This is a genomic window from Bacteroidales bacterium, assembly GCA_012519055.1.
Classification (GTDB): Bacteria; Bacteroidota; Bacteroidia; order Bacteroidales; family Salinivirgaceae; genus JAAYQU01.
Genome location: JAAYQU010000013.1, coordinates 49293 through 69929, shown reverse-complemented (window position 1 = coordinate 69929; position 20637 = coordinate 49293). Strand labels below are relative to the sequence as shown.

Annotated in this window: 15 protein-coding genes; 7 read left to right on the top strand and 8 right to left on the bottom strand. The window is 35.9% G+C overall.

Features of this window, described 5'->3' with window-relative positions:
- The 4 genes from holA to GX311_02710 form a co-directional block, all read right to left on the bottom strand.
- On the bottom strand, positions 1-1026 hold the full coding sequence (gene holA / locus GX311_02725; GenBank protein NLK15289.1) for a DNA polymerase III subunit delta: 1026 nt from the start codon (positions 1024-1026) through the stop codon (positions 1-3).
- 83 nt (positions 1027-1109) lie between these two features.
- A complete protein-coding gene (locus GX311_02720) occupies positions 1110-2351 on the bottom strand; it encodes an esterase family protein (GenBank protein NLK15288.1) in 1242 nt (413 codons plus the stop codon).
- 151 nt (positions 2352-2502) lie between these two features.
- Complete coding sequence (locus GX311_02715) at positions 2503-3633, bottom strand: hypothetical protein (GenBank protein NLK15287.1); 1131 nt, start codon at positions 3631-3633, stop codon at positions 2503-2505.
- Between the two features lie 139 nt (positions 3634-3772).
- Positions 3773-5152, bottom strand: a complete 1380-nt coding sequence (locus GX311_02710; GenBank protein NLK15286.1) for a tryptophanase — start codon at positions 5150-5152, stop codon at positions 3773-3775.
- Positions 5153-5452: 300 nt separating this feature from the next.
- Between GX311_02710 and GX311_02705 the strand changes: the two genes are divergently transcribed.
- From GX311_02705 to GX311_02675, 7 genes are all read left to right on the top strand, one after another.
- Positions 5453-6481 carry a low specificity L-threonine aldolase gene (locus GX311_02705; protein ID NLK15285.1) on the top strand — a complete coding sequence of 343 codons (1029 nt, stop codon included), beginning with the start codon at positions 5453-5455 and terminating at the stop codon, positions 6479-6481.
- A 3-nt stretch (positions 6482-6484) separates the two neighbouring features.
- A complete protein-coding gene (locus GX311_02700; GenBank protein NLK15284.1) occupies positions 6485-7435 on the top strand; it encodes a TIGR01212 family radical SAM protein in 951 nt (316 codons plus the stop codon).
- A gap of 150 nt (positions 7436-7585) precedes the next feature.
- Complete coding sequence (locus GX311_02695; GenBank protein ID NLK15283.1) at positions 7586-11659, top strand: T9SS type A sorting domain-containing protein; 4074 nt, start codon at positions 7586-7588, stop codon at positions 11657-11659.
- Positions 11660-11800: 141 nt separating this feature from the next.
- Positions 11801-12322: a redoxin domain-containing protein gene (locus GX311_02690; protein NLK15282.1), complete on the top strand. Its 522-nt coding sequence runs from the start codon at positions 11801-11803 to the stop codon at positions 12320-12322.
- A gap of 85 nt (positions 12323-12407) precedes the next feature.
- Positions 12408-12719: a 50S ribosomal protein L21 gene (gene rplU, locus GX311_02685; GenBank protein ID NLK15281.1), complete on the top strand. Its 312-nt coding sequence runs from the start codon at positions 12408-12410 to the stop codon at positions 12717-12719.
- A gap of 12 nt (positions 12720-12731) precedes the next feature.
- Entirely contained in the window at positions 12732-12995 is a 264-nt protein-coding gene (gene rpmA / locus GX311_02680) for a 50S ribosomal protein L27 (GenBank protein ID NLK15280.1), read from the top strand.
- A gap of 256 nt (positions 12996-13251) precedes the next feature.
- Positions 13252-15975, top strand: coding sequence for a pyruvate, phosphate dikinase (locus GX311_02675; GenBank protein ID NLK15279.1), 2724 nt, complete (start codon positions 13252-13254; stop codon positions 15973-15975).
- Between the two features lie 93 nt (positions 15976-16068).
- On the opposite strand, the gene murI is transcribed toward GX311_02675, so the two are convergent.
- From murI to bamA, 4 genes are all read right to left on the bottom strand, one after another.
- A complete protein-coding gene (murI, locus tag GX311_02670) occupies positions 16069-16857 on the bottom strand; it encodes a glutamate racemase (protein NLK15278.1) in 789 nt (262 codons plus the stop codon).
- Positions 16858-16933: 76 nt separating this feature from the next.
- Entirely contained in the window at positions 16934-17446 is a 513-nt protein-coding gene (locus tag GX311_02665; protein NLK15277.1) for an OmpH family outer membrane protein, read from the bottom strand.
- 94 nt (positions 17447-17540) lie between these two features.
- On the bottom strand, positions 17541-18056 hold the full coding sequence (locus GX311_02660) for an OmpH family outer membrane protein (protein NLK15276.1): 516 nt from the start codon (positions 18054-18056) through the stop codon (positions 17541-17543).
- 12 nt (positions 18057-18068) lie between these two features.
- Entirely contained in the window at positions 18069-20624 is a 2556-nt protein-coding gene (gene bamA, locus GX311_02655) for an outer membrane protein assembly factor BamA (GenBank protein NLK15275.1), read from the bottom strand.
- Positions 20625-20637: the final 13 nt, after the last annotated feature.

Sequence of the window (20637 nt, the reverse complement as noted above, 5' to 3'; positions counted from 1 at the left end):
TTACACCATAATCAGCGATATCAGTTCCTTCATAAGTTCGCCATCTTCTGTACCTGTGTCGTTAACACCTTTACTGTAAGCATCATAATGTCTTAGGTAGCTTATGATTTTTTCAACTTTAGCTTTTGGATAATTTCGTGCAGCTTCAATATATTCGGAAATAAAATATGCGTTAATAGATAGTGCATTGGCTAACTCCTGTCTGCCAAGGCTACGATACGTGGTGTGTATCATTAAAATCTTTAAAAAATAGTTAAACAACTGTCTTATAACCAAGGGTAAAGGATTGTTTTTTGGATTTTTTGCAAAGTGCGCAACAATGGTAAATGCTTTTGTTGTGTCGCGTAAGCCTATGGCTTTATTAAGTTCGAAGATGTTGTACTCTTTTGAAATTCCAATATTATCCTCAATGTGCTGGCTGTTTATTGCTGTTCCCTCTGGTAACAGGGTCATCAGTTTCGATAAACCGTTCGTAACTTTCGACAAATCGTTACCTAAGTGCGATACTAAAATTTGTGCTGCTGCTGTTTGAATGTCATAACCTTTTGATTTAACATATGATATAATCCATTCGGGCATTTTTGATTCATAAAGCCTTGATGATTCAAGTATAGCTCCATTTTTCTCAAGTGATTTGTATAGTTTTTTTCGTTTGTCAATTGGTCTTGCTCTGTAAGCTATAACTAATATGGTTGTTGGAATTGGATTTGTAGCGTAATTTAACCAAGCAGATTCTTTGTCCGAATCGCTTCCATCAATTCCTTTTACGTTTTGTGCCTCTTTAACAATAATTACTCTGCGTTCCGCTATCATAGGATATTGTCGAGTTTCAACAATAATATTTGGCAATGTAATATCGTTGCCGTAAAAGATTGACTGGTTAAAATCGCGTTCTTCCTCTTTTAAAACGTTTTTGGCGATATAGTCGGTTACTTCATCGATAAAGTAATCTTCTTCACCCATTAAAAAGTATATTGGATAATATTTTTTAGCCTTCAAATCGGCCATCATATCATTAAAAGTTATTAAAGGCATATTCTAAAATCTAAGATGTTTGACCTTTATTAGCACTGTCGTATAGTGCGCAATTGTAAATATTAAATACCCTTTTACTCAATTCTAAAGAAATATTTTAGAATAATATCAATTTGGTTACGCCATGCTCCCCACGAGCCGCTTTCATTGACCTCAATATATTCTAATGGATATCCCTTATAAATTAATACATCGCGCAATAATTGAGTATTATCTTTTACATCGTAAAATGTGCCACAGCTTAAATAAAATTTTATGGGTAGTTTTTTATTTTTGCCATATTCACGTATTAAACTTTCGTCTAAGACAGGTGACTGTGCAGCTATACAGCCAAATATTTCTGGTTTTTTAACACCAGTGTAGGTTGATATTTTCCCTCCGTATGATACTCCAAGTATAGCACGACTGTCAGCTTGCGGGTTTGTTTTATATGATTTATCTATTTCTGGCACAAGTTCATGAACAATAAAATCAACAAAGCGATCATTGCAATCATATTCACTTACAGAGCGATTTTCTTCTAAGTTTTCGGGATTGCGAGGGTCGATAAAAACAGCTATTAAAGGCTTTATTATATTGTTGGCAATCATATTGTCTAAAACGGTTATCATATTGCCTAACAATGGGTTAGAGTACTCGTGACCATCGGTAACATAAATTACTGGTAGATTTGTTTGAGTTTGATAATTATGTGGCAGATATACCTGATAATTAATCTTATAGTCGAGATTTGTTTCGTTGCTTAAAATTGTTTTAACATCCGTAAGTATTCCTTTTGGAATGTTGGTTTTTTCAATATTGTACTTAGGAGCCTCCCAGTATGGCATTTTCAATTCGGAGTATGGACCAGATTCTCTTTTTTGAACCGTATTGTTTAAAGGGTCTATAATTAATTCGCTTTTATTGACTGATATTTTGTAGTCGAAACGGGCATCGTCAGGGAAATTTTGTTCCAATATCCATAAATTGGTGCTACGTATTTTTTTAGCCTCATATTTCTTATCGTTGACTGACCATTGATTGAAATCACCTGTAAATATTACGTTTTTCGCTTTTCCGTAATATATGAACATCACTGAAGTGTCTTTTGCAAAAGGTATCTCTTGGTTCGACTTTAAACTATCAAGAAATAAATTGATTAAAGAATCGCGAGTTGCTGTTTTGTTAATTGAAGCCAATTCATTTATTGTTGTCTTAAATTCGGCATAACTATCAAATTTTTTATATGGATTGTTATCTATATAGTAAGTGCTGTTATCTGATTTACAACTAAACAATAATACAGAAAAAACGAGTATGATATTTAAACGTTTCATATATCGGACTTAATGGTTTTATTTGCAAATATAACAAATTACTATTTACCAAATTGTTTGGTTGGTTAATTTGAAATTACAAAATAAAGGGTTGAAGACCTAACTTCAACCCTTTATTCTACACAATTGAAATCTTATTTACATATCTTTTCTACGATATGGTAAAGTAGTCTAAATGTTCTTTAATTCTATCAGCCTGATTATTTAATAAGTTAGCTGTATCTAACAGTTTGTCGTGCGAATGTGCACTTTCCTGCGTTGCAACATTAAGTTGTTGAATAGCGTTGTTAACTTGATTTGCACCATTTCTTTGCTCCATACTAGCCGCAGCAATCTCTTCAATAAACCCACTGGTTTTTAGAACCTGTTCTTTGAGTTCTACAATCAGAGACGAGGATTTTTGGATAGCTGCAACTCCGCCATTCGACAATTCGATAATCTTTTCAGACGTCACTTTGCTACGTTCTGCCAATCTGCGCACTTCAGCTGCAACTACGGCAAATCCTTTGCCATGTTCACCAGCCCGCGCTGCCTCAACAGCGGCATTTAATGCTAAAATATTGGTTTGAAACGCAATCTCTGTTATTACATGAATTTCATCAGCAATCGTACGCATTACATTTAAATCATTTTCTGATGCTTCACCAACTTCACCCATATGTTGTGCCAGCATTCGGGAAATTTGACCAGCCTGATTTGCAGAATCTGAATTTTGTTCAATGGTTGATACCATTTCTTCCATTGATGATGATATCTCCTCAACATTGGCGGCACTTTCAGTAGCGTTACTTGAAAAGTTTTGAGATAATTTATGCATATTTTCACTCTCTTTCAATAATAAATTGGTCTCATTCTGCAATTCATTTACCATTGAAGCTAATTTTTCTTTTAGGCTTTCTGTAGAGCTGATCAGCATACCATAATCTGTATCTTCAGCAATTCCACTGTGGGATATTTTTACATTTTTTTCAATTTGTCCCTCCGATATGGCTTTAAGAATATTTACAACATTCCAAAGAGGTCTTACATACCTTTTGGCAATAAAAGCAAAAGATAAAACACATACTATTACGTTTACCAATAGTATTGATAGCTTATACACTATTGTGTCGGGAAAAACTGTAAACTTCAACGTAACTGTCACAGCGATAAAAATCAAGGTAAATACCCATACCTTCCCAACAGACACAAAAAACGACTTTTTGAAAAACCGGTCCAACAAGATAAAAGCCGCTATAATTGGGACAATAACTGAAAGCAATAGAACTAATAAAGGTGTCATGCTGATATAATTTTTTTGTTAAACTATGCAAGAAACGAACAAGTTTTAAAGTTGTTTACATTAAATGTTATGTTTTGACAAGACTGTAAATTTCTCACATTAACTTGTCCGTCTCATACATTATTTTATTGTTTAGTTGTTATTTAGCTGGTTTGAGTTCAACTGTAAAGTGACGCATTATAGGCTCTTCGCGGGTAATAACATATCCACGAGTGATAGTCTCACGACGGTCATAAACGTTTTTCAATGCAGCAGCAATTACGTCCATATGATTATTTGTGTAAGTGCGACGTGGTATAGCAAGACGCAATAGCTCCAATTCGGGATATCGGTTTTCGCGTGTAACCGGATCACGGTCAGCAAGCATTGCACCAATTTCTACACCACGGATTCCTGCTTCCAAGTATAGCTCTATACCAAGAGTTTGTGCGATAAACTCTTCCTTAGGCACATGTGTTAATATTTTTTTAGCATCAACAAAAATAGCGTGTCCGCCTGCAGGACGTTGATACGGAATACCATACTCGTCTAATTTTTTACCCAAGTATTCTACTTGTTTGATACGAGTTTCCAAATAATCAAATTCTGTACCTTCGTCTAATCCCACAGCAAGGGCATTCATATCGCGTCCGCTCATACCACCGTAAGTAACGAAACCTTCGTTCATGATACAGAATTTTTGACAATTTTTCCACAACTCTTCCGATTTGAAAGCTACGAAACCGCCCATATTTACAATAGCATCTTTTTTAGATGACATAGTCATAATATCGGCATACGAGAACATCTCCTTTACAATCTCTTTCACAGTTTTGTTTTCGTATCCTTTCTCGCGTGTTTTGATAAAGTAAGCGTTTTCAGCAAAACGAGCAGAGTCTATTTGCAACAATACGTTGTATTTTTTACACAATTTTGAAACTCCGCGAATGTTTTCCATAGAAACAGGTTGTCCTCCTGCAGTATTGTTAGTAACTGTAAGAATTACACACGGAATTTTTTCTCTTGGTGTATCTTGTAATGCTTTCTCAAGTTTTTTCAGATCCACATTTCCTTTAAAAGGAATTTCAAGTTGTGTGTCTGATGCTTCGTCAATCGTACAATCTAATGCAATAGCTCTTCTAAACTCGATATGTCCTTTAGTTGTATCGAAATGCGAGTTGCCCGGAAGTACATCACCCTCTTTTATTATAGTTGAATACAACACGTTTTCAGCTGCACGACCTTGGTGCGTTGGTAAGAAATAATCGAAGCCAAGAATCTCTTTTATCGCATTTTTCATGTTGTAATATGAGCGTGCACCTGCGTAACTCTCGTCACCAAGCATCATTGCAGACCATTGTTGGTCACTCATTGCGCCTGTTCCCGAGTCTGTTAGTAAGTCGATAAAAACATGGTCGCTTTTCAAGAAAAATAGGTTGTACTTAGCTTCTTTGATCCATTGTTCGCGCTCTTTTCGCGTACTTTTTTTAATATTTTCCACCATTTTAATGCGGTAGGATTCAGCAAAAGGTAATTTTATTGACATAGTTATATTTTTTAATTGTTTGTAAATTAAATAATCAGGTTGAATTTATTAAGATAAATTTGAGGAACGATACAATTACTTGTATTAAAGTGTAGCTATAAGTGGGAACCCATCACGTTTTTTTATGTTGGTGTAGCGGAATATTACTTTAACTTCTATAAAGCCTATCATCACTTTATTTTTTGCTAAGATAATAAATAAGTTAACTACCTACAATTTTTTTTGCTGCTTTAATTGTTAATTTTGCCAATATTTTCAAAAACGTTTTTTATGTACAACTCTTCAAATAACATGATGCGTGGATTTGCAAGTGATAATAGCTCAGGTATTCATCCACGAATTTTGGCAGCTATGATAGAAGTCAACGAAAACCATGCCATAGGTTATGGCGATGATTATTTTAGTCAAAAAGCTATAGAAGTATTTTGTAATCTGTTTGGCACATCCACAGAGGTTTTCTTTGTGTTTAATGGGACGGGAGCCAACGTTTTATCACTTATGCAAACCACAAAACCATACAGTTCGGTTATATGTGCAGATACGGCCCACATTAATGTAGATGAGTGTGGAGCACCAGAAAGAATAGCAGGCATTAAACTGATATCGGTGCCTAATAAAAATGGAAAATTGTTTTGCGAAGATATTATTCCCCATTTACATGGGTTTGGTTTTGAGCACCATAGCCAACCCGGGGCGATAAGTATAAGTCAATCAACCGAAATGGGTACAGTTTATACTCCCGTCGAGATTCGTAAACTTGCCGATTTAGCACATAAACACAATATGATTTTGCATGTTGATGGAGCACGATTAGCCAATGCTGCGGCAACTCTTAATTTGCCTTTCCGCACTTTTACTGTTGATTGTGGTGTTGATGTAGTATCATTTGGTGGTACAAAAAACGGGATGATGATGGGCGAAGCAGTTCTAATATTTGACCCAAAATTAGCTGAGGGATTTAAGTATCGCCGCAAGCAGTCAATGCAGTTGTATAGCAAAATGCGGTTTGTAGGAGCGCAGTTTTTGGCTTATCTTACCGATGATTTATGGCTTGAAAATGCACGACACGCTAATGCTATGGCGCAAAAGTTAGCAAAAGCGATTTCTGAAATCCCACAGATTAAAATAACAGTGCCTGTAGAAGCAAATGGAGTTTTTGCAACTATCCCAAAGGAGTGGATAGAACCGCTGTGCAAAAAATATTTCTTTTACACATGGAATGAAGAGACATCGGAGGTTCGTTGGATGTGCTCTTTTGATACTACAGAACAAGACATAGATTCGTTTGTGGAGTTGCTCAGAGATTTCTCAAAACATATGTAAGTTATGTACAATAATGACGAACGGTTTTACAGATACAGTCGGTATTTAGAACAGAAGTTTGGAACAAAAGTTCAAAAGCTGTCCATTAACGCAGGATTTTCGTGTCCAAATCGCGATGGCACAATAGGTACCGAAGGCTGTATCTATTGTAATAATCAGAGTTTTACGCCTAAATACTGTACACCTTCAACTTCAATTACCGAACAAATAGATAAAGGCATTAAATTTTTTGAACGCAAGCGACACTATTCCTATTTGGGATATTTTCAATCATATACTAATACCCATACCGAACCTGAAAAACTTTATCGAAAGTTATTGGATGTGATTGAAAATCAAGATATTGTGGGGGTTGTTGTCAGCACACGACCTGATTGTATCGGCAGTGAAATTATAAAAGCTTTATTGAAAATCAACAACCTAAAACCTCTGATGGTAGAGCTAGGTGTGGAAAGCACACTTAATCGTTCGTTAGAACTTCTAAATAGAGGACATGACTATCAACAGGTTTGTGACTCAGTACATCGACTATCAAATGCAGGTATTGAGACAGGAGCTCATTTGATTTTAGGGATTCCCGGTGAAACCAGAGAGGAGATTGTAAATCATGCTAACGAAATATCTAAGCTGCCCATATCTACCGTAAAGCTGCACCAATTGCAAATCATTAAAAATACGAAGTTGGCAGAAATGTATCGTAATGGATCTGTGTCTGTTAAACTGTTAGATTGGCGAGAATATGTAGAACTATGCGTCGACTTTATAGAGCATCTTAGACCCGACATCGCCATAGAACGTTTTGCTTCTCAGGCTGCTCCTGAATTGTTAGAAGTCTCCGTATGGAAAAATATTAGGAGTTATCATGTTACAAACTTAGTGCAAAATAAATTGGTTGAGCGAAACACTTTTCAAGGAAAGTTATATAAAAATACCCCCTCAAAACATAGTAGCTAATATCTCTAAATCAAGGAGTTTAGGGTGTAAGTTTGAAAATTAACTAAATTGTAATATATATTAATGCTCTTTGTAATGTTTTAAGTTTAACTTTGTTTGAGATGATAAGTAGCCGTTAAAATTTTTAACAATTTGGTTTATTTTTTACAAATGAAAAAAATATTGCAAATAACATTGGTCGCTGCTTTTGTATTAGTTTTTAATACAGAGGGTTTGGGACAGGTAAATATTTCGGCTGGCAGTACAATTACGGAAAACTTTGATGGAATGGGTGCAAGTGATACAGCCTATCTGCCAACAGGTTGGAAGGTTGATAAAAACACGACTGTTAGAAAAGTTGGTTCTTATTCAAGTGCTGGCACTCAAACCGAACGACTAGGAGGAAATAATATACCATCAACTAATGGTATATACAATTTTGGAGCTGGTGACGCTGCCTCTGCAGGCGATAGAGCTGTTGGAGGGTTATCTTCAGGTACTGCTTCCAAATCAGTAAATGTTTATGTGCAGCTCAAAAACACAGGCTCTGTTGAAATAAATTATTTTACAATATCTTATGATGTTGAAAAATATAGAAAAGGAATAAATCCGGCAGGTTTTTCAATCCAAATGTACTACTCTATAAATGGTACGGACTGGGATAGTACAGGAAATGATTTTCTAACAAGTTTTATTGCCGATGGCAGTACTGGTGGTTATTCTTCAGCTCCCGGAGAAACAAAAAAGGTAATGTCCAAAACGCTCACGCTAACCCCACCGTTGACATCCGGCAATTCGATTTATTTGGCATGGAACTATTCCGTTACTTCTGGTACAACAACTACTTATGCACAAGCCTTAGGAATAGACGATGTTGTCATTACTGCACACGGAAGCGCAGTAGGTCCAACCATAAGCGTAAATCCCGCAAGTTTACAGGGATTTACATATTACTTGGGTTATGGCCCCAGCGAAGAACAGAGTTTTTTAGTCTCAGGAACAAACTTAACCGAAAATATCGTGCTTAAAGCACCAACGAACTACGAAATATCAACAAGTTCGGGAGAAGGATTTACAGATTCGTTAAATATAAGCCAAATAGGTGGCACAGTTGCAATTACAACAATATATGTAAGATTAAAAGCAGGATTAGATTTAGGAGATTACAATTCAGAAAATATTACCGTCAGTTCTACAGGAGCAGACAATAAAATAGTATCTTGTAGCGGAACAGTGAGTTTAGCCCCTGTTACCGGTTTAAGTTTAATCTGCTCATTAAATACAACTGCCGAAATTACTTGGACAAGCCCGGAATGTGACTATGATGGTGTTGTTATAGCATTTAGGCAGTCAGAGAATCCACCACATGTTTTAAATGGCGATCCTTCAACAATAGTTGCAAATTCTGTATTTGGAAGTAGTGGAACTTCATTCGGTTCCACAGATCCATATTCTTATGTGGTTTATAAAGGCACAGGAAACTTAGTTGAAGTAACCGGTTTAACAGCCGGACAAACTTACAAAGTTAAAGCATATGTTTACAAAGGGACAACTTGGCTTCCTGATAATCAGTGTCCAACAATAACAATCTCAAATCTTGGTTTGTCAGATGTTAATCTTGCTCAAAGTACTGATGGTGATATGCAATCCGAATTATCATGGGTATTACCCTCTGCTGCCTGCTTTGACGAAATTATTGTTGTCGCCAAACAAAACACAAATGTAACTTACAATCCAACAGGAGATGCGTTAGGTCTTACAGCAAATTCCATATTTGGCTCAGGCGATACAGTTGCTTCAGGCGAATATGTTGTTTATAAAGGCACAGGCACAACTCTTACAATAACAGGTTTAACGAACGATACGACCTATTATGCCAAAATATTTGTGCGCAAAGGTACAGATTGGTCAAACGGGATAGAACTAACACTTAAACCAAGGATTTATACCGTCTTAGAACATGGCGATTTAGCTATATTGGCAGTAAACACACAGTCAGGCTTTGGAACATCTGGAGATGAAATATCTATAGTGTGTTTTAAAGCAATAGTCCCAAATACATCAATAGATTTTACTGATAATTGCTACGAAAGGGCAAGTGCAGGAAAGTGGGGCGATACTGAAGGCACAATTAGAATTACAAGAATAAACACAACTTTAAATGCAGGCAAAGTAATAACTTTTGAAATTCAAGCAGGTAGTCCGTCTCCCAATATAACTATAGGTACAGATATTAATATTTATGTTGACGGCTTAAGTGACAATGTAAACTGGACAGTTGAAAAACTTGGAGGATCCAATCGTTTTGATTTGAATCCAAAAGATCAACTTTGGATTATGCAAAATGGCAGTTGGATAAATCCGTCAGGTAGTAATAATGCAATATATACGGGCAATGTTCTTTATGGCTGGACCGCAACAGGATGGGAGTCAGCTCCTGGATACAATAGCACAGAAGGCTCTACAATATATCCTGGCAGTGAATGTGCAACAACCAATGTCTCAGGACTTACAAATTATAGCAAAGTAAAATATACAGGAAATCTTGATGCGGCAAATAAATTTGAATGGATAGGAAGAATTAAAGACACTCAAAACTGGACTGGCTGGGATACTAATTCCCAATTTCAATCAGGAGGGCCAAACTATAGAGACGGAATTAGTATAGATGTCGAAGAATACAATGGAGTAGAGACAAAATGGACAGGAAACAAATCCACTGATTGGTGCGAATGCTTAAACTGGTATAATTTTAGAGTACCCACCGAAAATAGTGATGTGGAAATACCCCAACAAAACGTCAGCATACGAAATCTGGAACTAAGCGATCAAGCTGATCCATCGGCTGTTATTTGTAGGAATTTAATCGTAAAAGGCAATATAACTAATCTCACGAATGCTTCATTAAAAGTAAAAGGCAATTTCACGTTAGAAGGTGGAAGTATAAACTTTGATAGTAATACCATAAACCTTGAAATAGGTGGTAATGTCAATATTGACAATTCTGGTAATTTCAAAGTCTCTGAAGCAAATATAAAATTGAACGGAAGTGAAAATCAAAACATTAACGGAAACAGTGAAATAGTTTTTGGAGCATTAACTATTGATAAACCTTCGTCTGACGTTATTATTGGTAAAGATATTGCTGTAAACACTTTAAATTTGATCAAAGGGAAAATTACTACTGGAGATAATCGTGTTTATATAAATAATCCGGCAATCAATGCAATTATAACAAACGTAACCAATCTATCGTGTATAAACGGAAATTTAAGGCGAGCTGTTGCTCAAACAGGTTCTTACACCATTCCAGTAGGGAATGCTTCAAATCTCGAATTAGCCACAATAGTATTAAACTCAAGCTCAGGATTAACTTATCTTGATATAAGATTTGATGATCATATTACAGCAAGTATGGATATTTCACCTCTCAACCTTCGTGTTGGCGGGACACTTATACAAACACTATTAGATGCTGGGTATTGGTCCATTTCTCCCAATCCGGGATTAACGGAGGTTAATTACGACATAAAGTTAGATATGCGTGGAGCAACAAATATAGGTGATAACGCCACACAACATACAGTAGTTAAACGAGACGACTCTTCAAGTGATTGGTATTTACAGGGAAATCATGAAAATGAAACACAATCCATTACAGATGGAGCTGTTCACGCTGAAAGAACTGGATTAGATTCATTCTCGCAGTTTTCAATTGCTAAGAACAATGAAACTGTTTTACCCGTCGAGTTAATTAGTTTTGAAGCTAAATGTAATAATAATTATGTCGAGTTAATTTGGATTACTGCCACCGAAACTCACAGTGACTATTTTATTGTTCAAAAAAGTAATGATGCAATAAGCTGGAAGAATTTAGGCGAAATTCAGGCAGCCGGAAATTCATCGTCAATATCAAAATATAAGTATATCGACATCAATCGAGTTTCTGGAAATCTCTATTATCGTCTAATACAGGTCGATTTTGACGGAACTACTTCTCTTTCAAATATCGTTAGTGTAAACTGCTCAGATGAATTTGAAAATTTACAGAACACGATTTATCCAAATCCAGCTAACGATATCCTGTACTTTAGTGAAGCACATAGCTTTAAAATTTTCGATATTTATGGAAGATTGTTAAAGCAGAGCGAAATAGAACAGAGTTCGGTGAATATCAGTGACTTAAAAAAGGGAATGTACTATATAAAATTTAAAAATAATCTCTTGAAATTTATAAAAAATTAGTGTTAGTATTCATGAATGTTCAATTGAAAAAGCCTGTAAACTTTGATTTACAGGCTTTTTACAACATATTTATTTAAAACTCGAATTTACATAGTTGCAAAACAACTACCTTTGTACGGTTAAAAAATATTAACTATAAGTATGAGAATAATAATAATTTGCGTAGCCCTATTAACAATTAGTTGTTCAGGATATACTCAACCATATGAACATCAATTTTTAGTAAAAGTTGGTGACACAGCACCAGATTTTGTTATAAACGAAATATCAGGCAAGTCGTATAAACTGAGAGATTTGCGTGGGAGTGTAGTGATGCTGCAATTTACAGCAAGCTGGTGTTCTGTTTGCAACAAGGAGATGCCATATATCGAAAATGAGATTTGGCAAGTAGGCAAAAACAAAGGTTTAAAAGTCATCGGTATAGATTTAGACGAGCCGATTGACAAAGTTAAAGAGTTTGCAAAACGCACTAAAGTTACTTACCCATTGGCATTAGATCCCGAAGGAGCTATATTTTATCAATATGCTCAAAAACCCGCAGGTGTTACCAGAAATGTTATTGTTGATCGTGAAGGAAAAATCATCGCATTGACACGTCTTTTCAATAAGGATGAGTTCGACAGCATGAAAAAAATAATTTTTGAGGAATTAGATAAAAAATAATTGAATAACTATTTGTCAGGCAAAATAAAAGAGTTACCTTTGCAGTTCGAAATTTTATAAAAAGAAAAAAATTAATTTTTCAAACATGTACGCAATAGTAGAAATTGCCGGTCAACAGTTTAAAGTACAGAAGGATCAAAAAATATTTGTACACCGCTTAGATAGCAACGAAGGTGACAAAGTTGAATTTGAACGAGTTCTTTTAGTTGACAATAACGGCCAGGTAAAAGTCGGAACACCTGTAGTAGAAGGAGCAAAAGTGTCCGCAACCGTGTTAACACACATAAAAGGTAAAAAAGTGTTGGTTTTCAAGAAGAAACGTCGTAAAGGATATCAGAAATGCAACGGTCATCGCCAACATTTTAGCCAAATTCAAATTAATGAAATTAACGCTTAAAAATTTTAGATTATGGCACATAAGAAAGGAGTAGGTAGTTCCAAGAACGGACGCGAATCGGAAAGCAAACGTTTGGGCGTTAAAATTTACGGTGGTCAATTTGCAAAAGCCGGAAACATTATCGTCCGTCAACGAGGCACAAGACACAACCCAGGTCAAAACGTGGGTATAGGCAAAGATCATACGCTATTTGCTTTAACTGATGGTATTGTTGTTTTTCGTAAAAAACATGACAACAAATCATACGTATCAGTAGAAGCAATCTCTGAAAATTAAACATCGATAAATAGGTTTTATAGTAAAACTCTCGGAAATTTATTTTCCGGGAGTTTTTTGTTTATTATCTAAAAGTAAACCATAAAAAACAAAAATTATAAGCTGTACAAACTCTACGTTATATTAAAAAAAAGAATAATTATCGGGATAACTTATAGGTTTAAATAGGCTTTTATAATGTTATAATTTTTGTTAAATTTGTGCTTCTTTAATGGACTATGTTAAAATATTAATGTAATTATAAAATCAATCAACTATGTCAAAAGTGAAGTATGTTTACACCTTTGGAGACGGAAAAGCCGAAGGTCGTGCCGACATGAAAAACCTTTTAGGAGGTAAAGGTGCCAATTTATGTGAAATGAATCTTATAGGGGTTCCAGTTCCAGCAGGATTTATTGTTACAACAGAAGTTTGCACAATATACAATCAAAAAGGTAAAGATGCTGCTGTAAATCTTATTAAAGATGAGGTTGAGGCTGCAATTACCCAAGTAGAAAAAATAATGAAAGCAAAATTTAATGCAGCCGGAGATGGTTTCCCGTTGTTGCTTTCTGTTCGTTCGGGTGCCCGTGTTTCTATGCCCGGTATGATGAACACCGTATTAAACCTCGGTTTAAATGATAAAACAGTAAAAATATTAGCCGAAAAATCAAACAACGAACGTTTTGCCTACGATTCATATCGTCGTTTTATACAAATGTACGGTGATGTTGTTATGGGTGTTCAAGCTGAAAAAGGTCATCATGACCCGTTTGAAGTGGAAATAGACAAATTAAAAAAAGAAAAAGGATATAAGTTAGATACCGAATTTACTGGCAACGACCTAAAAGTTTTAGTAGATAAATTTAAAGCAGTTGTTAAAAAACATGCAGGTCGTGATTTTCCAACAGATCCATGGGAGCAACTTTGGGGAGGAATTTGTGCTGTATTTGATTCGTGGAACACTGAACGCGCAAAATACTATCGTATGATGCACCAAATCCCAGAGGAATGGGGAACAGCTGTTAATGTTCAAGCAATGGTTTACGGAAATATGGGAAAAACTTCGGGTACTGGAGTTGCATTTACTCGTAGTTCATCTACTGGCGAAGACATTTTTAACGGTGAATATCTACTTGACGCACAAGGCGAAGATGTTGTCGCAGGAATTCGAACACCACAGCAAATTACTTTAGAAGGATCACGCCGTTGGGCCGAGGGAATGGGTGTTTCAGAAGAGAAACGTAAAGCTGAATTTCCTTCATTAGAAGAAGTTATGCCCGAAGTTTATGCCACACTCGACACAGTGCAGCAAAAGTTAGAAGACCATTACAAAGATATGCAAGACCTTGAGTTTACAATTCAAGACGGTAAACTTTGGATGTTACAAACAAGAAGCGGTAAACGTACTGGCGCAGCTATGGTTAAAATTGCTTGCGATATGCTCGATCAGGGCTATATAACTGAAAAAGAGGCTCTATTACGTTTGGAACCGGTAAAACTTGATGAACTCCTACACCCAGTATTTGATACAGCAGCCATAGCAAAAGCAAAAGTATTGACTAAGGGGTTACCTGCATCTCCAGGCGCAGCCTCAGGTCGCGTTGTATTCTTTGCTGACGAAGCAGAAGAGTGGAAAAAAAGAGGCGAAAAAGTAATACTTGTACGTACAGAGACATCACCCGAAGACCTTAGCGGAATGCACGTTTCAGAAGGCTTTTTAACTGCTCGTGGAGGAATGACATCACACGCAGCAGTTGTTGCACGTGGAATGGGTAAATGTTGCGTTTCTGGTGCAGGTGACGTACATATTGATTACCAAGCAAGAGAGTTTAAAATAGGCTCGAAAGTATATAAAGAGGGCGATTGGATTTCATTAAACGGCTCAACTGGAGAGGTTTACGAAGGTAAAGTCGCTACAATAACTCCTTCACTTGATGGCGATTTTGGTCGTATAATGGATATGTCAAATCGTTACGCAAGAATGAGCGTAAGAACCAATGCTGATACTCCGGGTGATGCAAAAGTTGCACGCGAATTTGGTGCTAAAGGTATTGGTTTGTGCCGTACAGAACATATGTTCTTCGAAGGTGACAGAATCATGCTAATGCGCGAAATGATTTTGGCTTCTGATGAGAAGGGGCGTCGTAAAGCTTTAGCTAAACTGCTTCCTATGCAACGCAAAGACTTTGAAGGTATTTTGGAAGCTATGGATGGATATGGCGTAACAATTCGCTTGCTTGATCCACCATTGCACGAGTTTACTCCAAACGATGAAACTTCGCAAGCTGCAATGGCAAAAGAACTTGGAATATCGGTAAAAGAAGTTAAAGAAAAAGTTGAATCTTTACACGAGTTTAATCCAATGTTAGGTCATCGTGGTTGTCGTTTGGGTATTACTTATCCTGAGATTACCGAGATGCAGGCACGTGCTGTAATAGAGGCTGCTTGTAACTTAAAACAAAAAGGAAAAAACCCAATGCCTGAGATAATGATTCCGTTGATTGGTTCTGTTAAAGAGTTTAAACATCAGGAACAAATAATTCGCAAAGTTGCTGAGGAGGTCTTTGCTGAGAAAAAGGTGAAGGTCGATTATTTGGTTGGCACCATGATAGAAATACCTCGTGCTACATTAACCGCTGATTTGATTGCAAAAGAAGCAGAGTTCTTCTCGTTCGGAACTAATGATTTAACACAAATGACATTTGGTTATTCACGTGACGATGCAAGCAAATTCTTACCTATTTATATAGAAAAAGGAATGTTGAAAAACGACCCGTTCCAACAGCTTGATCAAGAAGGAGTTGGACAATTAGTTGACTTGGGTATTAAAAGAGGTCGTAGTGCTCGACCCGATTTAAAAGTTGGTATATGTGGAGAACATGGTGGCGATCCAAGCTCGATAGAATTCTTCCATCGAGTAGGCATGAATTACGTTTCATGCAGCCCATTTAGAGTGCCTATTGCTCGGTTGACAGCGGCTCAAGCAGCAATACGTTAGAATATATTATTAGATAACAACTAAAAACCTCTCAAACAAACGTTTGAGAGGTTTTTTTTGATGAGTTTTTATTCTTTTTGGAATGCAGCAAACTTATATTGTGATGTGTTTGCTTTTCACATTAATATTCATCTGTTTGCTTAGAAATGAATCAAACTGAGATACGCTTCCTGTAGTCAAAAATATGGTCTCTTTTTGATTTGTGTTTCCTAAGATATCGTATTTCGATAATATATTGAGAGTCTGTTTTGATACAGCGGGAGCGGGGTCAATAAGTTCTATTTGTGGGAAAAGCTTGTTTATTGTTTTCTGTAAAAACGGGAAATGTGTACAGCCAAGAACTATCAAATCGGCATTTTCACTTATCATAGGAGAGATATATTTAACCAGAAGTTTTTCTATTTCATTACCTTCTATTTCTCCTTTTTCTATCAATTCAACTAATCCATTTCCTGCTTGAATATTGACTTTAACGCCAGAAGTAAATTTTTCATAGGTTTGTTTAAATAGCCTTCCATTGAAAGTTCCTTCTGTTGCTAAAACTCCAATAACTTTGCTTTTTGTAGATAAAGCTGCCGGTTTTATTGCGGGCTCCATTCCTACAAAAGGTATGGAGTAGCTCTCTCTTAAAAAGTCAATTGACGCAGCTGTAGCTGTGTTGCAAGCGACAACTACTGTTTTTACATTGTATGTATTAATAAGGAAGTCAACAATTTTTTTTAATCGTTGACGAATTTCTTCAAACTCCTTTTGTCCATACGGGCAGAAAGAGTTATCGGCAAAATAGACAAATGACTCTCGTTGCATGTCCGCAAGAAGGTGTTTAAGAACGCTTAATCCACCAACGCCACTATCTATAACTCCAATAGGGTTATTGGTCATGTTTGCCAATTAATAATATAAAAAAACCTCCTACCAAAGTTTAACTATTTGACAGGAGGCTTTAGTTTAGTATTGTTTACTGAATACCTAGTTTTTTCTTAACCAATGCTGTTACATCAACCGATGACGGTGATTTGTACAAAATACCCTGTCCTGGGGTTCCATCAAGTATATATGTAAAGTTGTTTTCTTTACCAACGTCTTCTATAGCTTTTTGCACTTTCGTTATTATTGGTTCTTGAAGTTCAAGTTCTTTGTTTTGAAGCTCTTGTTGTGCTGTTATACGGAATTGTTCAACGCGCTTTTGAATGTCTTGTAATTCTTCTTCACGTGATTGTTTTAAAACTGCACTTAAAGTTTCATATTTTGCCTGATAATCTTGATATTTAGTTTGAAACTCACGTTGCATTTCTGCCATTGCATCTTCGAGTTCTTTAGCGTGTGCCTGAAGAGTTTCTTGAGCTTGTGCTAGCTCTGGCATGGCTTGAATTACTGCATGTGAATCAACATGACCAATTTTTATCGACTGTGCGTTAACGCCGGCTCCTAAAAATAGAAGAAGCCCAAATGTAAAGATTGCTTTTTTCATTATTGTTCGTTTTATTATTTTCAATTTTTAAATATTACCATACAAATATAAGAATAAAGAATAAGTAATAATTCTAATTCCTAGAAAAGTGTTGTTAACGATATCCTAATTTTTGAAGAACCTCTTCACTTTTGTCATATTTGGGGTCATTGTAAACAACACCTAACCCACTTGCAATATCAATAACAATAGCAAAATTGCCCTCAGTACCAACATCTTTTATTGCATTAAACACCTGATCCTGTATCGGTTTAATTAATTCCTGTCTTTTTTGGAAAAAGCTTCCGTTTTTACCAAAATACTTATCTTGAAGTCTTTTTGCCTCTTTCTGTTTATCATCAATTTCTTCTTCACGCTTTTTTTTGAGATCTTCACTTAATAGTATTTTTTCTACTTCATAAAGCTTTATTAGTCTGTTCGCTTCATCATTAACTGCACTTATTTCTTCCTGCCATTCATCCATAATTATTTTCAACTGTTCTTGCGCTGATTCATATGCGGGGATATTATTGAGTATATATCTTGTGTCTACATACGCAAATCTTTGTCCTATCAAAGTTTGTGCTGTTAATGCAACAAGTACTGTTATAAAAATCTTTTTTAGCGACATGTTCATATATTTTTAGAATTGTTGTCCAATCGAGAATGCGAAGTGAGATTTGTTTGCGCCAGGTCTATTTGGAATTTCATCAAATCCATATCCCCAGTCGATTCCTATCATACCGAACATTGCCATAAAAACACGTAATCCAACTCCTGCTGAACGTTTAAGTTCAAATGGGGTAAAGTCTTTTATATCATACCAAGCGTTACCTGCTTCGGCAAAACCAAGAACGTAGAACGTTGCATTAGGATTTAATGATAAAGGATAGCGCAACTCGAACGTTATTTTTTCATATAAATTTCCTCCTTTAAGAGGAGTAAGTGAACCTGTGTTTCTAGGTCCATTATCGTATCCTCTTAAGCCAATAAGTTCTGAACCATAAAAATCGTAACCACTTAATCCATCTCCACCTAACTGGAACTGCTCAAAAGGAGATGGACCTAAGTCTTTGTTATAGTGTCCGATATAACCAAACTCTAACTTTGAATTTAGAACTAAATCTCCAACAATAGTATTGAAGCTTGACGCTTTAAACTTCCATTTATGATATTCAATCCAATTATATCTAAGACTATTCTCTTTTAGCTCTCTATCTGCTTCTAAATTTGCTATCTCTGCCATAGTGTGACCTGCAGTGTCAACAGCAGGTTGTACCCACCATTTGTTTGGCTTAAAAAGGGAATATGGTGGAGTTATTTGTAATGAAACTGATAGTAGTGCGCCTCTACGGGGGTAAATCGGGGCATCTATTGAATTCCTTGAGAATATAGTGGTAAAACTAAAGTTGTTTGACTTTCCTGTGCTAAAGAAAAAATGACCACCCCCATAATCTTTTAAATTGTACCTTTCATAATTTAATGAATTAGAAATATTAAAATAGTCGTCTGGCCACTCTAATTGTCGTGAAAGACCAACACTTGCTCCAGTAACTTTCATATACTTAGATATATCTAAAAGATGCTCTCCGCTAGAAAATATTGAGTGATATAAAGATACTGAAAGGCTATTGTTTCTTATTCCCCCTAACCAGGGTTCAATAAACGTAATACTGTAAGCCTGGTAATATCTCCCGTTGGTAAATGCAGCTATCGAAAGACGTTGTCCATCACCTGTGGGAAATGGTCGCCATGCTTCCTTTTTGAAAAAGTCCTTAACTGCTAAGTTTGTCAGTGTAAGGCGAAGAGAACCGACAAACATTTTTGCTCCCCAACCTCCGGAAAGCTCAATTTGATCAGAAGGCCTCTCTTCAAGTACATATTCAAGATCAACGGTTCCGTCGTATGGATGTGGAACTGTTTTAATATCAAGCTTTTCAACGTCAAAGTAGCCGAGTTGAGCAAGTTCTCGTTGAGAACGAATTATATTGGTTCTACTGAACAGATCACCTGGTCTTGTTTTTATCTCTCTTCGAATAACGTGATCGTTTGTTTTAGTATTTCCAGATATTAGTATTCGGTTGATATGGGCTTGTTTACCCTCGTAGATCCTCATTTCAAAATCAATGGAGTCATTCTGAACCATTGTTTCAACTGGTGTTACGTTAAAGAAAAGATATCCGTCATCGTAGTAGAGTGAGCTTATTGCATCCTGAGCCTGGTACATGCGTTCGTCCATTACCTTTTGATCAAAAATGTCGCCTTTTTTGATACCAAATACTTGAGATAAATAATCTGATGTGTATTTAGAGTTTCCAACCCACGAAATATCTCTTATGAAAAACTGTCTTCCCTCTTCAATCTTAATGTTAATCTTTAAAAGATTTTCTCCTGAAGCATATACTGTGTCCGAAACAATTCTGGCATCTCTATAACCCTTTTCGTTGTATTTGTCAATTATTTTCTTTTTATCTTCATTGTAGAGATTTTTTATATACTTAGAGGGTTTAAACATTCCATACCAACGCTTTTTTTTGGTTTCTTTCATTGCTCGACGAAGCTTACCTTCTTTAAATACAGTATTTCCCTCGAATGTAATAGATTCTATTTTTACTTTGTCGTGCTTTTTTATATCAAATAGTAGATTAATATGATTAATTAATACTGTATCAGGTGTTTGTGTAATATTAATATCAACATTATAGTATCCTTTGTTAATGTAGTAATTCTTTATTACGCCTTTTGAACGGCTTAGAGTGTTGTCGGTAACTTGTGTTCCTCTTAAAAGTCTTATTTTTTCGCGAATTTCATCAGCTTCGCCTTTTTTTACTCCTTTAAATGAAAATGATGCAAGTCTTGGTCTCTCAACTAGCTGTATTTCTAAAAATATTTTATTCCCAATAATTTTAGTGGCAACTATTTTTACATCTGAAAAAAGTCCTTGTTTCCACAATCTTTCAATAGCTTTTGAGATTTTGTCTCCTGGAACCTTTATTGTGTTGCCAACTTGAAGTCCAGAAAGGGCAATTAAAACAGAGTGGTCTAAATATTTCACCCCATTTACTATAATTCCCCCTATTTCATATTCAACAGGTTTGGAATAGTCTATATTGTCTAATTCATTGCCAATTATGACTTGAGAGTAGTTGTTAAAACAAAAAAGTGCCACAAAGGCTATAGTAAAAAATATTTTTTGCATTTTTAATTCAGTT